This is a genomic window from Mycolicibacterium lacusdiani (assembly GCF_021916785.1).
GTDB classification, from domain to species: domain Bacteria; phylum Actinomycetota; class Actinomycetes; order Mycobacteriales; family Mycobacteriaceae; genus Mycobacterium; species Mycobacterium lacusdiani.
In genome coordinates this window covers 140,781-155,790 of record NZ_JAKCFC010000010.1, presented here as the reverse complement: position 1 = coordinate 155,790, position 15,010 = coordinate 140,781, and the positions used below count along the sequence as shown (strand labels likewise).

10 protein-coding genes are annotated in these 15,010 nt (G+C 68.0%); 8 read left to right on the top strand and 2 right to left on the bottom strand.

The genetic code is table 11. From position 1 onward, the window contains the following. Position 1 precedes the first annotated feature (1 nt). On the bottom strand, positions 2-1,582 hold the full coding sequence (gene mbtM / locus LOK44_RS24740; RefSeq protein ID WP_237572729.1) for a long-chain-fatty acid--ACP ligase MbtM: 1,581 nt from the start codon (positions 1,580-1,582) through the stop codon (positions 2-4). 125 nt (positions 1,583-1,707) lie between these two features. On the opposite strand from mbtM, the gene LOK44_RS24735 reads away from it, so the two are divergent. The 6 genes from LOK44_RS24735 (at position 1,708) to LOK44_RS24710 (ending at position 10,750) form a co-directional block, all read left to right on the top strand. Further along, positions 1,708-2,541 (top strand): siderophore-interacting protein, encoded by an 834-nt coding sequence (locus tag LOK44_RS24735; protein WP_237572728.1) that lies wholly within the window; start codon positions 1,708-1,710, stop codon positions 2,539-2,541. A 54-nt stretch (positions 2,542-2,595) separates the two neighbouring features. Next, positions 2,596-3,567, top strand: coding sequence for an aldo/keto reductase (locus tag LOK44_RS24730; RefSeq protein ID WP_237572727.1), 972 nt, complete (start codon positions 2,596-2,598; stop codon positions 3,565-3,567). A 103-nt stretch (positions 3,568-3,670) separates the two neighbouring features. Then, entirely contained in the window at positions 3,671-5,938 is a 2,268-nt protein-coding gene (treS, locus tag LOK44_RS24725) for a maltose alpha-D-glucosyltransferase (RefSeq protein ID WP_237572726.1), read from the top strand. A gap of 130 nt (positions 5,939-6,068) precedes the next feature. Then, positions 6,069-6,428: an STAS domain-containing protein gene (locus tag LOK44_RS24720; protein ID WP_237572725.1), complete on the top strand. Its 360-nt coding sequence runs from the start codon at positions 6,069-6,071 to the stop codon at positions 6,426-6,428. A gap of 88 nt (positions 6,429-6,516) precedes the next feature. Further along, positions 6,517-6,981, top strand: a complete 465-nt coding sequence (locus LOK44_RS24715) for an ATP-binding protein (protein ID WP_237572724.1) — start codon at positions 6,517-6,519, stop codon at positions 6,979-6,981. Positions 6,982-7,456: 475 nt separating this feature from the next. After that, positions 7,457-10,750 (top strand): ATP-binding protein, encoded by a 3,294-nt coding sequence (locus LOK44_RS24710; protein ID WP_237572723.1) that lies wholly within the window; start codon positions 7,457-7,459, stop codon positions 10,748-10,750. On the opposite strand, the gene LOK44_RS24705 is transcribed toward LOK44_RS24710, so the two are convergent. Beyond that, a complete protein-coding gene (locus tag LOK44_RS24705) occupies positions 10,707-11,381 on the bottom strand; it encodes a hemerythrin domain-containing protein (protein WP_237572722.1) in 675 nt (224 codons plus the stop codon). The two genes, LOK44_RS24710 and LOK44_RS24705, sit on opposite strands and share 44 nt — an antisense overlap. A 239-nt stretch (positions 11,382-11,620) precedes the next feature. Here LOK44_RS24705 and LOK44_RS24700 point away from each other — a divergent pair, with 239 nt between their 5' ends. Together LOK44_RS24700 and LOK44_RS24695 are read left to right on the top strand one after the other, a co-directional pair. Then, on the top strand, positions 11,621-11,860 hold the full coding sequence (locus tag LOK44_RS24700; protein WP_237572721.1) for a hypothetical protein: 240 nt from the start codon (positions 11,621-11,623) through the stop codon (positions 11,858-11,860). Positions 11,861-12,182: 322 nt separating this feature from the next. Beyond that, positions 12,183-15,002, top strand: a complete 2,820-nt coding sequence (locus LOK44_RS24695; protein ID WP_372481312.1) for an MMPL/RND family transporter — start codon at positions 12,183-12,185, stop codon at positions 15,000-15,002. Positions 15,003-15,010 lie beyond the last annotated feature (8 nt).

Below are 15,010 nucleotides of genomic sequence, written 5' to 3'. Positions count from 1 at the left end.
GTCAGCTCCGGCCGTCCTCTAGGTTGCGCCGCACCTCGAGTCGGCGCAGCTTGCCCGACGACGTGCGGGGCAGTGAGCCGGGCCGGACGAACGTCACATCGGCAGGCATCACGCCACAGACGGACGCCACCAGACGCATCAGGTCTGCCCGCGCGCCTGCCTCGTCTGGTCCGCGGAACTCGGCCACGACGGCGAGCCCAGGTCGAATCGACCGTTCGCCGATGCCGACCGCGACCACCGCACCTTCGCGAACCCCGGGGACCGTGGCCGCCACCCTCTCCACCTCGGCCGGGAAGACGTTGCGCCCCGCCACGGTGATGATCTCCTTGGCGCGGCCACACACGACGAGGCCGCCGTCGGTGAAGTAGCCCAGATCGCCGGTGGCGAACCAGGACTCGGGGTCGCGGGGCGTTTCTCCGACGTAGCCGCTCATCATCGACGTGCCGCGGATGAGGATGTCGCCGATCTCGCGGTCGTGGTGTTCGGCCCCGATGTCCTCGCGGGGTTCGATCCGCACCGACATCCCCGGTATCGCCTCGCCCAGCACGGCATGTCGCCGCGACGAGGTGGCGCCGTCTGCCGTCCGAATCGCCGTCTCGTCGACCCGCATGCCGACGCCGGGCACGGGCACCGTTACGGCACAGGTTGATTCGGCCAGACCGTAGGACGGCGACAGGGCGCCCTCGGAGAATCCGAACCGAGCCATCTCGGCGGCGAACCGCTGTGTGAGTTCCACGTCGACGGGTTCGCCACCGTTGAGCGCGAAGCGCACTGGGCCGAGGTCGACGTCGGTGACGCGACGCGAGTACTTGCCGATCAGGCCGTAGGCCATGTTCGGCGCCGCCGTGATGGTGCCGCGGCTCTCGGTCAGCCAGGTGAGCCACCGGAATGGCGACGCCTGGAACGCCGCCGTGGGGGCCTGCCACACGTCGGTACCGCCGAGCGCACCCGACAGCAGGAAACTGAGGCCCATGTCGTGGTAGAGCGGGAGCCACGAGCACCCGACGTCGGCCGGGGTCACGCCGATGCGCGCGTTTAGCCCGTCGAGGTTGGCCAGCACCGCCTCGGGTGAGAGTCGCACCGTCCGAGGGGTTCCCGTGGATCCGGCGGTGCCCTGCAGGATCGCGGTGGTAGCCGGGCCACTCGGCGCGACGAAGGCGGTGCTGCGCGAGGCGGTCGCGACGTCGGTCAGTCCGTCGACGGGTAGCGGCCCACCTGCTGCGGCGAGTCCGTCGAACTGTGTGCCGTTGCTCAACACCCGCCGCACGCCGATGCCGTCGAAGCGCGCCAAGGTCGACTGGGCCCATTGGCCGGAATCGGCACCGCGGATCGGGCCCGGCAGGATCGACACGGCCGCGTCGGCGAGGAACGCCGCGATTATCGCCGCGATGAACTCCACCGTGGGTTCGCCGACCAGACCCACCGCGTCGACGTCGGCGTCGAGGAGACGCTCGGCCACGTTCTCGGCGCGCTCGAGCACCTCAGGCCACGGATGGTGTTGCCACACACCCTCGGTGAGGACGACGAGGTGGTTGTCGCTGGTGCGCAGCCGGTCGGCCAGTGCGGATGCGAGCGGGTTCACGCCGTAACCAACATGGCGACGAGGCCATCAGCCAAGGCGAGTCCGGAGTCCGAGCGCACGCTGCGAAGGTACCTGGCCAATTAGCGGAGGTGTTAGTTACCGCGGCCCGCGTAACCTCGCCCCCGATGACCTTCACCCTTGCCACCGTCGTCGCCGTCGCTCAGGTGACCTCGAGGATGCAGCGCATCACGCTCGACGTCCACGATCCCGCCACACTGCGCCTGCGACCCGAGGGCGACTCGGCGGTCGGGGTGTACTTCGAGCCCGCCCAGTTCGAACCCAAAGACTCATCCAACCCCGGCCGCAACTACACGGTGCGCCGCCATCTCGTCGACGGGGTGGCCGAGCGGATCGACATCGACGTCCTGGTGCATGGCCCTGGGATCGGCTCGACGTGGGCCACTACGACGACGGTCGGCGCGAAGGTCGGCCTCGATCACGCACGCTCCTGGTACCAGCCCGGTGCGGCCGACTGGCAGCTGCTGGTGGCCGACCTGTCCGGGCTGCCCGCCGCGGCACGCATCGTCGAGCAATTGCCCGCCGGAGCGTCGGTCACCGCGCTGGTCGAGGTTCTCGACGTCGACGACCTGTACTACCTACCCGTCCGTTCCGGCGTCACCGTGATCCCGACCGTCGGCACGGGTAACGGACGGGGTCCCAGTCGCCTCGCCGAGCTGGTCCGCACGTGGCCGCACCCGGACGGGCGGGGGTACTGCTGGTTCGGAGGCGAGGCCGCCGAGTCGCGTGCGGTGCGGAAGCACTTCCGCGGGCTCGGCTGGGCCGTGGATCAGCTCGACGTGACCGGGTACTGGAGGTCCGGCAGCGAGGCGTGGGACGCGAGGTTCGCCCGCTTCGGCGACGAGGCCGTGGCCGTCTACTCCCGGGCACTGGCCGACGGGAAGGGCGCCAAGGTGGCGGCGGAGGATTTCGACGAAGCGCTCGAGCGTGCCGGGCTGTGACCGTGGGACCCGCCCGTCCGTCACGATCGCCTGCGGGTCACTACGGTTGACCCCGTGAAGTATCTCGAGTTCGACGGAGTGGGTCGGGTCAGCCGTATCGGTCTGGGCACCTGGCAGTTCGGCTCGCGCGAATGGGGCTACGGCGACCAGTACGCCACCGGCGCCGCACGCGACATCGTGGCGCGCGCCCGCGCACTCGGCGTGACGCTCTTCGACACCGCCGAGGTGTACGGCCTCGGCAAGAGCGAGCGCATCCTCGGCGATGCCCTCGGAGACGAGCGCGCCGAGGTCGCCGTGGCGAGCAAGATCATGCCCGTCGCACCGATCCCGGCCATCGTGAAGCAACGGGCCAGGGCCAGCGCCAAGCGACTGCAGCTGACGCGCATCCCGCTCTACCAGATTCATCAGTCGAATCCGCTGGTGCCCGATTCGGTCATCATGCCGGGGATGCGCGACCTGCTCGACGACGGAGTCATCGGCGCGGTGGGCGTCTCGAACTACTCGCTGGCGCGCTGGCAGAAGGCCGACGCCGCGCTGGGCCGACCGGTCATCAGCAATCAGGTGCACTTCTCGCTGGCCCATCCCGGCGCGCTGGACGACCTCGTGCCGTTCGCTGAACGCGAGAATCGGATGGTGATCGCCTACAGCCCACTCGCCCAGGGACTGCTCGGCGGCAAGTACGGGCCGGACAATCGGCCCGGCGGTGTGCGCGCACTGAATCCACTGTTCGGCACCGAGAACCTGCGTCGCGTCGAGCCGCTGCTGGACACGCTGCGCGACGTGGCCTCCGACGTCGACGCCAAACCGGCGCAGGTGGCGCTGGCCTGGCTGATCAGCCTGCCGGGCGTCGTGGCCATCCCGGGTGCCTCGAGCGTCGAGCAGCTCGAGTTCAACGTGGCGGCGGCCGACGTGGAACTCACCACCGCCGCCCGGGACGCGTTGACCGAAGCAGCTAGGGCGTTTCGACCGGTCTCGACGGGCGAATACGTCACCGAGCTGGTCAAGGAGAAGCTCGGCCGCGGCTGACTGTTTCAACAGCGCGCCAAGCTGGCAATACTGCGACGGACACCAGTCCGGAGGACTGATCGACCATCGGTCCGGGCAGGCAACTACTTCGTGAAGGGCATACATGTCTCAGGCGGCCGAGTCGGAACACGACGATCAAGGCACCGAGGATCACACCACCGAGGACCAGGGCAACGAGCCGAGTGAAGTCACCTTCGACGAGTACCTGCATCCCGCGCGTCCCCGTTCGCTGCGGTACCGGCCACGCGTCAAGGCTCCCTTCACACGCCGATCCGTCACGCAGGACGGTCCGGCGACGGGCGACAACCAGGCCTACGTCTCCTGGCTGCTGACCCAGTCGATGCTGGCGGATGCGAACGAGATCAGCCAGCAGTTCTCCGGCCAGGGCTCGATGTGGCAGAACCCGTACGCGAATCCCAGTCCGCGTGGCGCCGTGGAGACCGCCTCGGTGTGGTTCACGGCCTACCCGCTGTCGCTGATCACCCGCCCCAACGAGTCGTTCCTGCACTCGATGGCCGACGAGAACATGTGGCAGGCGTTCTCCGACATCGGCATCGAGGCCATCCACACCGGCCCCGTGAAGCGGGCGGGTGGCATCTCCGGCTGGGAGACGACGCCTAGCGTCGACGGTCACTTCGACCGGATCAGCACGCAGATCGATCCGGCGTTCGGCACCGAGGACGAATTCCGCAAGATGTGCGGCACCGCCAACTGGTACGGCGGCACCATCATCGACGACATCGTGCCCGGCCACACGGGCAAGGGCGCTGACTTCCGGCTCGCCGAACTGAAGTACGCCGACTACCCCGGCATCTATCACATGGTCGACATCGACCCGCGGGACTGGGAGCACCTGCCCGACGTCCCGCCCGGTGTCGACTCGGTCAACATCGACGCCGCCACCGAGGAGTGGCTCGACAAGGCCGGTTACATCATCGGGCGGCTGCAGCGGGTCATCTTCTACGCCGAGGGCGTCAAGGAGACCAACTGGAGCGTGACCCGTCCCGTGGTCGGCGTCGACGGCGTCGAACGACGCTGGGTGTACCTGCACTACTTCAAGGACGGTCAGCCGTCGATCAACTGGCTCGACCCTTCCTTCGCAGGCATGCGGCTGGTCATCGGCGATGCACTGCATTCGCTGACGGACCTGGGCACCGGCGGACTGCGCCTGGACGCCAACGGCTTCCTGGGCGCGGAGAAGACCGCTGCCGAGGACGGCGTGGGTTGGTCGGAGGGCCATCCGCTGTCCGAGGCCGCCAACCACCTGATCGCCAGCATGGTGCGCAAGGTGGGCGGCTTCACCTTCCAGGAACTCAACCTGACGATCGACGACATCCGCGAGATCGGCGAGGCCGGGGCGGACCTGTCCTACGACTTCGTCAACCGCCCCGCCTACCAGCACGCCCTGGCGACCGCGGACACCGAGTTCCTTCGGTTGACGCTGCGCACGACGCTCGAGCTGAACGTCGACCCGGCCTCGCTGGTGCACGCGCTGCAGAACCACGACGAGCTGACCTACGAACTCGTGCACTGGTCCACCGGCCACCGCGACGACGTCTACACCTACAAGGGCGAGGAGATCACCGGCGAGGCCCTCGGGGAGACCATTCGGTCCGACCTCGCCACTCGTCTGACCGGCGAGAACGGCCCGTACAACCTGGTCTTCACCACCAACGGCATCGCATGCACCACCGCGACGGTCATCGCGGCGACCCTGGGCATCACCGACCTCGACGAGATCTCCGACGTGGATCGCATCCGCCGGGCGCACCTGCTGCTGGCGATGTTCAACGCACTGCAGCCGGGCGTCTTCGCCTTGTCGGGGTGGGACCTGTGCGGGATGCTGACGCTACCCGCGGGCGACGTGGCGGAGCTGCTGCGCGGCGGCGACACCCGGTGGATTCACCGAGCGGCACACGACCTGATGGGGGTCAACCCGACCGCCACACAGTCGAGTGCGGGCATGCCGCGGGGCAGGAGCCTGTACGGCTCGATTCCCGAGCAGCTCGAAGACGACGCCAGCTTCCTGCGCCAATTGCAGGCCATCCTGCGAGTGCGGTCGCACTACGGCATCGCGACGAGCCGTCAGATCGACATTCCCGAGGTGTCGCACCGCGGGATGCTGGTGCTGGTGCACCAGCTCGCCGACGAGGATCGCTACCAGCTCACCGTGCTGAACTTCGCCAACGAGGAGGTCGCAGGCACCGTTCGATCGGACAAGATCCCGGCGGGTGGCGTGGTGTCGGACATGTTCACCGGCAAGCAGCTGGCGACCGTGGACGACCTGCACAGCTTCGCGGTGGAGATGCCTCCGCATCACGGCATGTCACTTCTCGTCGAGGCGCCGTCAGCCGATGACGGGTCCGCCTGACGGCACCACGCACCCGCGACGAAGTCGGAGCAGGATGGCATGATTCAGGCGTAATGGGTGCAGAACGCCGCCCGCCAGGTTTTCTCGGTTCTTTCGGACCATGACAGCTGATTGGCAGCAAGGTGGCGACGTGAATCCTGCGCAACCGCGCGGTGTCGAACTGACCGTTCGCGATGTCGATGGGGCCCGCGTCCTCGACGTGCGCGGCGTAATCGACCTCCTCTCCGCGCCCGCATTCCGCGAGCACGTCGACGCTGCTCTGGCCGAGGCGCCTCGGGCTCTGCTCATCGACCTCACCGACGTCGACTTCTTCGCGTCGGTGGGCCTCGAGGTACTCGTCAGTGCGCACCGGTCGGCGCCGCCGACCACCCGGGTGGCCGTGGTCGCCGACGGGCCTGCCACGAGCAGGCCGATCCGCATCACGGGCGTGGACCAGATCGTGGCGCTGTATCCGACGCTGCAGCAGGCCGTCGAGAGCATCGGGCACTGACGGCATCGAGCGCTAGACCCATCCGATTCGGTCACACCTGGCCGTCGTGGGATACAACTCCCTTCGTTTGGGTAACCAACCCTTCATCATGTCTTCGTCAACGATTGAGCGCCCGGTCGGTGCCGGCCTCGCCCGTTGGGGCCGCGCCGACGCCGACACCGTCGCAGAGTTCCGCAATGCCGTCGACGAGTGGATCGACGAGACGATCGCCGTGACCGCCGAACGTCGTTCCGACATCCTGCTCGCGGCCGACGAAGCGCTCTCCAACTGCGCCGATCACGCGTACCGCGAGCACGGCGATCTGGGCACGATGGCGATCGAGGTGACCCACCAGCGCGAGGACGCGACGGTCGTGGTCTGCGTCAGGGACTACGGGGCGTGGACGGCACCCGAATCGCGCACTGCCGCGGCGCTTCGCGGCCGGGGCATCGTGCTGATGAACGCACTGGCCGACGACGTCTCCATTGATGGTCGCGGTGACGGCACCACGGTCAGCTTGCGGTTCTCGGCATGCGGGGCGAAGTCACCACGTCGCCTCCGCGGTGTCGCATAGCGCTGCAGTTTTAGTTAATTAGATACTCGTTCCGGCCTTCGATACTGCCTGCAAGAAGCTGTCGGCCATGTCACAGCAGCAAAACAAACCTTTTCCCTGATTCGAGTGGACGGCACCCGATGCGTTGGGTAACGTCCCTACCCATGCGGAACAAGGGGTCCAAGTACGCACTCGGGGCGAAACAGACTTCGATCGACTCCGCGAATGCGGCACTGGACGCGGAATTCGCCTCACAGTGCGAGTGCGGGCACCGGCACCCCGAGCACGGCCTGTCGGGTCCATGCCATGGCTGCCACTGCTGCAACGACGACGACGATCGCAGTGACCACGTATACGAGCGGTGTCGTTGCACGGCGTTCGTGCTTGCTGGTGACGTCGCCGTCGAGGCGGCTTCGCTGACCCGCGTCGGGTAGCGGCGCACGCGCGTCCCGTCCTCTGCCCGCGGGGGCGCCTCACTGCTTATCCTGTGTCGGCAATGACCGAGATCCGGATCACCTTGTTCGGGCCGCTGACCGTGCACGTGGACGACCGCCCGATTGATCTGAGGGGTCCACAGCCGCGTGCCGTCCTGGCCCGCCTCGCGTTGGCCGGCGGTGAAGCGGTCTCGATTGACCGACTCATCGACGACATCTGGGCCGGCGAGCCACCCCCGAAGGCGTTGGGCGGGCTCCAGGTTCACGTGTCCCATCTCCGCCGGGCGCTGGAGCCACGACGTGAACGCCGGGCACCTGCGCGAATTCTGGTGAGTGCGCCGCCGGGGTATGCCCTGCGCCTGCCCGTCGAGGCGGTCGACTCCTGGCGGTTCGAGGCGCTGCTGCGTGAGTCCGCCGGCATCGGCGACCCGACGGCTCGCGCCCGCCTGCTGCGCGAGGCGCTGGACTGCTCCGCCGCGCCCGTGCTTCCCGAGTTCACCGACGCCGCCTGGGCCGCAACCGAATCGAGGCGCCTCGCCGACCTGCGGGCCACCGTTCTCGAGCAGTACGCCGCCATCGGCATGGACCTCGGCTGGCACGCGACGCTCATCCCCGAACTGGAGCGGCACCTCGCCGCCGATCCGCTCCGCGAGGAGGCGGTCCGGCTACTCGCGATCGCGCTGTACCGGTCCGGCCGTCAACGTGACGCGCTGGCGCAGCTGCGTGCTGCGCGCGCCCGCCTGGTCGACGAGCTGGGTGTCGACCCCGGGCCTGCGCTACGTGCGCTCGAGACAGACATCCTGGCGCAGGCCGATGCGCTGCTCACGCCGTCGTCGGTGGCGCCTCGGGCTTCGACCCCGCCGTCGGGCCCGCATCCGACGACGACGGGAGCCCGGACTCGCGCCACTGCGCTCGGGCGCTCGGCCGAGCTGGCCCGGATCGACGCGGCCGCCCGAACGGTGGCGACCGACGGTCTGCGCGCCGTCTGGATCGGCGCCGACGCCGGCGTGGGGAAGACCACGCTCACCGAGGTTGCCGCTCAACGCCTGCGGGCATCGGGCTGGTCGGTTGCGCGTGGCCGGTGTCCCGAGGTGGATGGGGCTCCCCCGGCCTGGGCATGGTCGGAAGTCATCGATTCCCTTGGCCATTCGACCCCCTCGATCGGGTCCGCGTTCGAGCTGGCAGCTGCCGTCGGCGACCGGCTGCGAGCTGCGACCGCCGATGCCCCGTTGCTCGTGATCCTCGACGACCTGCACCGCGCCGACGGAGCGACACTGCAGCTGCTGCGCACGCTGGCCCTCGACCTATCCGAACATCCGATACTCGTCCTCGGTGCCCACCGCAGCTCCGAGTCCGGACCCGATCTGGCGGCCACGTGGGCGGCGTTGGCCGCCGTCACCATCGAGCGCATCGAACTCGGCGGCCTGAGCCGCGATGGAGTCCTCGCCCTGATCGGTGAACACGCGCCGGGTTTCGAGCACGATCCCGAAGTGGTGGACACGCTGACCCTGCGCACCGGCGGCAATCCACTGTTCGTGACGGAGTTCGCCCGCCTGGTGTCCTCGGAGGGCCGATCCGCTGCCGCCACCGCGGTGCCGGCGGGGGTCGCAGACGTCCTGCGCCGCAGACTGACCCGGTTGCCGGGGACGGCGCGTACGGTGCTGCAGCAGGCTGCCGTGCTCGGCCGGGAGGCCGACGTCGACCTCTTGATCCGCATCGCGCGGCGCGACGAGGACGAGGTGCTCGACGGGCTCGAGGCCGCCGTCCTCGCCGGCCTCCTCGACGAGCCAGGTCCGGCACACGTGCGGTTCACACACGCGCTCGTCCGCGACACGCTCTACGACGACACCCCGCAGCTGCGCCGGGCACGCTGGCACGCAGCGGCACTGAAGGAACTGCGCACTGCGCCCGACCCCGACGTCGCCGCGCTGGCCCATCACGCGCTCGCCGCTGCAACCCCCGCCACCGCGGCCGATGCCGCCGACCTCGCTGCGCGGGCCGCCGCCCAGGCGATGGAACTCAACGCGCCCGGCGAAGCCATGCACCTGGCGGAGTCTGCAATTCGGATGGCCGACCTGGCGCCGGGCGCCGTATCCGTCGAGGACCAGGTGCGGATACTCGTGGAACTCACGCGCGCGGCAGCGCAATCGGGCGCCGCAGCGCGGGCACGTCCCGCCCGTTCTCGCGCGGTCCAGCTGGCCGCGGAGTGTGGTGACGACGATCTCCTGCTCGCCGCACTCACTGCTTACCGCGCACCCATCTCGTGGACGGTGCGCGGTTTCGGCGCCGACGACACCGACGTCGAACAGCCGCTACGCCGCGCACTGGCCGGCCACCCGCACACCGACCCGGTGACCCGGGTCTGGCTGCTGGTGGCCTTGATCTTCGAGATCGAGAACGACGCCGCTGCCGGTGACATGAGCGAGGCCTTCGCACTGGCCGACGAAGCAGTGGCGCTGGCGCGCAGCTCCAGTGATGCCACCGCGACGTGCGCCGCGCTCAACGCTGCCGCCTACCTGTCCCTGGGCCCCGACCGCGCCGAGGACCGCGACGGCCTCGTCGACGAACTGCTCTTCGTGGCCCGCGCGAACGGCCTGCTCGGGTACGAGGCGCTGGCGCACTGGTTCCTCTTCCTCTGCGCGTCGGCGCGCACCGATCTGACCGAGGCGACGCACCAGGCGGACCTCGCCGTCGAGAAGTCCACGATGGGTCAGCTCGCCGCGCTCGTCCAGGTGGTCGAGATCCATCAGGCCGTCCTCTGCGTACTCGCAGGCCGCTACGACGACGCCGCCATGCGATATCGCCAGGCGGCCCAACGGCTCGCCGCGACCGGGATGGCCAGCGCCGCCGAGATTGCGGTGGTGTTCGAGGTGGTCGTCGCCTTCCACCGCGATGACATGGCGAGCCTGACCGATGCGATGACCGCACTGCACGACGTACACCCCGACGCGATGAACGAGGTCTTCGTGCTCGCCCTGATCGCCGCGGGCCAAGAGGACGAGGCCCGTTCTCGCTGGGCGATGCGAAAGCCGGTGCGTCGCAACTACTATTGGCTCGCCAGGATGGCGTTGTACGCACGGGCTGCCGTGGCTGTGGGCGACCTCGACGAGTGTGCCCGTGCCTACGTCGAGCTAAGCCCCTGGGCCGGCGGCGTCGCCGGCATCGACTCGGGGTCGGTCTCGTTCGGAATCGTCGACGATGCCTTGGCCCTGCTGGCGGATGCGCTCGGTCGGACGAGTGACGCCGTAGGGCACCGCGATGCGGCAGAGGCCGTGCGGGTGCGCCTCGCCGCTCACCTCGACCGTGCGGGCGTCACCCCCAGATCGCCTTCTCCATCCGGCGGTACCGCGGTGTGACGAGGAACAGCATGACGTCGATCACCGGTCCGGCGTCCTCCTTCAAAGCGCGCAGTTCCTGGGCGGATACGGCCGCCGCGATCCGCGGCAGTTCGAACGACATCGTGGCGCCCTTGCGAATTCGGCTCTCGACGTCTTGCCAGTCGGCAACCGACAGATAGCGCCGGATGACGGGAAGGGTGTCACGCTCCTCCTCGGCGATGTGTTCGGCCAACGTGTTTCGCACGTCGACCAGACGGCCGGCTACGACCGCTGCAGTGCGTCGCGACGGTGAGGATCCGAACTGCCGCACCGTCACCGCGAGCCCGTCGAGTTTCGGGACGAGCGCTTCGTGGTCTTCGGTGAGCGCGGTGAGGTCGACGTGCGCGCCGGCGCGCAGTTCGATGACCGGCCAGAGGATGTCGTCCTCGGCACGGTGATGGTGGTGGATGGAGTCCACCATCGACTCGAGGTAGCGCACCAGGGCTCGGACGCGACGTCGGGTGGTGTCGACGCCCCCGTCGGCCATCGCCATGGTGACGCCGATGGTTCGGTCGAGGTCGCGCAGCATCACCCGGTGCGCAATCTGCATGCCGCGCACGTTCGGGACGTCGGCGTCGGCAGACTCGGTCATGGCGGGATCGGGATTCATGTCGTGGCTCCTCGTCGGGGTGGCGGGTGGTGACGCCGTCCACGCTGCCCTCGTCCACTTGCGATGGACTTGGCAGCGACTTGGCGAACCGGCCCCGGCGGCGAAATTGCGAAAAGCGGGTCGCCGAGTCACAGGCCAGCGTTAGCCTCCATGGACGTGTCGGGTTTGCTGACGCGGCAGGTACTCGGCACAGGGGAAACAAGCGACGACCGCTTCGTCGCAGGGGGAGGCACACGACCATGAAGTTCAGCCACGTAATCCGATGCGCGGCCGTCATTGCCATCGGCATGGCGTTCACGTCCGCGGTTCCCGCTCAGGCAAGCCCCGAGCAGGCGTGCGTTCGGCCCGACGGGACACCGTGTCCGCCGATGGCACCCGGCTGCGTGCACGAGAACGGCATGCCGTGTTCGGGGGCGCTGCCCGACATCAACGCTGCCTGCATGCAGAACCCGGTCGTGTGCCGGTGGCTGATCGGCTAGTGGCATAGGCGGTTTCATCAGCGGGCGTGGTTCGATTCACGCCGTGGTCGCCGGATCCGTTGCGCGCGTTGAGGTGTAACCGCCGTCACACATCGACACCGCATGTGCTCGGCATCATGTACGGCGAGCTTGCGCGCAATGTGTTTAGCCGTACTATGTAAAAAGCCGAGCCGCCCCTGACCGCCGCGAGCGGTCGCCGACCGTCGAAGACGTCGCCCCGCGCCGGCTCCGATCGGCGACGCCGATTCCACGCGACGAACGGTGAACGATGACACGCGCCACCCCGACGTCCGGCCGAGCGGCGCGGCCGTTCATTCCACGGATGATCCGGACACTGGCCGTCCCGATCATCCTCGGCTGGATCGTGATCATCGCGGTCCTCAACGTGGTCGTGCCACAGCTCGAAGAGGTCGGCAAGATGCGGTCGGTGTCGATGACGCCGGATTCGGCACCGTCGATGATCGCGATGAAGCGGGTCGGCGAGGTGTTCGGGGAATTCGACTCGAACAGCTCGGCCATGGTCGTGTTGGAAGGTGAAGAGCCACTTGGCGACACGGCCCACCAGTTCTATGACCAGGTCGTCGCGAAACTGCAGGCCGACGATCAGCACGTCGAGCACGTGCAGGACATGTGGAGCGATCCTCTCACGGCCTCGGGATCGCAGAGTTCCGACGGCAAGTCCGCCTACGTACAGATCTACCTACGTGGCAATCAGGGCGAGACGCAGGCCAACGAATCCGTCGAGGCGGTACAAGACATCGTCGCCGGCGTTCCCGCGCCACCGGGCATCACGGCCTACGTCACCGGCGCGGGCGCCCTGGCCGCCGACCAGACCACCGCGGGCGACCAGAGCATGCGGTTGATCGAGGCGGTCACGTTCACGGTGATCATCGTGATGCTGCTGCTGGTCTACCGATCGGTCGTCACCGTCCTGATCACCCTGGCCATGGTGGTGCTCGCACTGACCGCGACCCGCGGCGTGGTCGCCTTCCTCGGGTTCCACGACGTCATCGGCCTGTCCACGTTCGCGACCAACCTGCTGGTGACCCTCGCCATCGCGGCCGCGACCGACTACGCCATCTTCCTGATCGGGCGATATCAGGAAGCCCGGGGCATGGGCGAGGACCGAGAAGAGGCCTACTACACCATGTTTCACGGCACCGCTCACGTGGTGCTCGGATCGGGCCTGACCATTGCCGGCGCGACGTTCTGCCTGCACTTCACGAATCTGCCGTACTTCAACACGATGGGCATCCCGCTGGCCATCGGGATGGTGACCTGCGTGCTGACGGCGCTCACCATCGGTCCCGCAGTCGTCGCCGTGGCCAGCCGGTTCGGCAGGACGCTGGAACCGAAGCGCGCCCTGCGCACCCGCGGTTGGCGCAAGGTCGGGGCGGCGGTCACGCGGTGGCCCGGCCCGATTCTCGTCGCCACCGTCGCACTCGCCCTGATCGGCCTGCTGGTGCTCCCGGGGTACCGAACCAATTACAACGACCGCAACTACCTGCCCGAGAACATGCCAGCCAACGCGGGGTACGCGGCGGCCGAGCGGCACTTCTCCCCCGCCAGGATGAATCCCGAACTGCTACTGGTGGAGACAGACCGCGATCTGCGCAACTCCGCCGACTTCCTGGTGATCGACAAGATCGCGAAGGCGGTAGTCAAGGTCCAGGGCGTCGGCCAGGTGCAGGCGATCACCCGCCCCGAGGGCAAGCCTCTCGAGCACTCGACGATTCCGTTCCAAATCAGCATGCAGAGCACGACGCAGACGCTCAACGAGAAGTACAACTCCGACCGCTCGGCCGACATGCTGAAGCAGGCCGCCGACTTGGACAGAACCATCGCAACGATGGAGAAGATGTCGGCCCTGACCGCTCAGATGGCCGACGTCACGCACGAAATGGTCGCCAAGACCAAGGGCATGGTCGTCGACATCGCCGAATTGCGCGACGACATCGCCAACTTCGACGACTTCTTCCGCCCGATCCGCAACTACTTCTACTGGGAACCGCACTGCTACGACATCCCGGTCTGCTGGTCCATCAGATCGGTGTTCGACACCCTCGACGGCATCAACACGATGAGCGACGACATTCAGTTGCTGGTACCGGAACTGGAGAAGCTGGACGCACTCATGCCGCAACTGGTGGCCCTGATGCCCGAGCAGATCGCATCGATGAAGTCCCAGAAGGCGATGATGCTGACGCAGTACGCCACCCAGAAGGGCATGCAGGACCAGCAGGCCGAGGGCTCGGAGAACGCCACCGCGATGGGCGAGGCGTTCGACGCCGCGCGCAACGACGACTCGTTCTACCTGCCGCCGGAGATCTTCGACAACGAAGACTTCAAGCGCGGCATGAAGAACTTCATCTCTCCCGATGGAAAGTCCGTGCGCTTCATCGTCTCTCATGAGGGCGACCCGTTGACGCCCGAGGGCATCGCCCGCATCGACGCCATCAAGTTGGCCGCCAAGGAGGCGATCAAGGGCACGCCGTTCGAGGGATCGAAGGTCTACCTGGCCGGTAGTGCGGCGACGTTCAAGGACATGTCCGACGGCGCGAACTACGACCTCGTCATCGCAGGCATCGCCGCATTGGCGCTGATCTTCATCATCATGCTGATCATCACCCGTGCGGTGGTGGCGTCGGCGGTCATCGTCGCCACCGTCGCGATCTCGCTCGGGGCGTCGCTCGGGATGTCGGTCCTCATCTGGCAGCACCTCATCGGCATCGAGTTGCACTGGATGGTCCTACCGATGTCGCTGATCATCCTGCTGGCGGTCGGCGCCGACTACAACCTGCTCCTGGTGGCGCGGTTCAAGGAGGAGATTCACGCCGGCCTGCACACCGGCATGATCCGATCCATGGGCGGCACCGGTTCGGTCGTGACGTCGGCGGGCCTGGTGTTCGCGTTCACGATGATGTCGATGGCAGTCAGCTCGCTCACGGTCATCGGGCAGGTCGGCACCACCATCGGACTCGGACTGCTCTTCGACACCCTGGTGGTCCGCTCCTTGATGATGCCGTCGATCGCCGCACTGCTCGGGCGCTGGTTCTGGTGGCCGCAGATCGTCCGCGCCAGACCACGTCCCTCCCCCTGGCCCGCGCCGCCTCGCCACGATCCGGAGCCCGCACTCCCCTGATCTGCGCG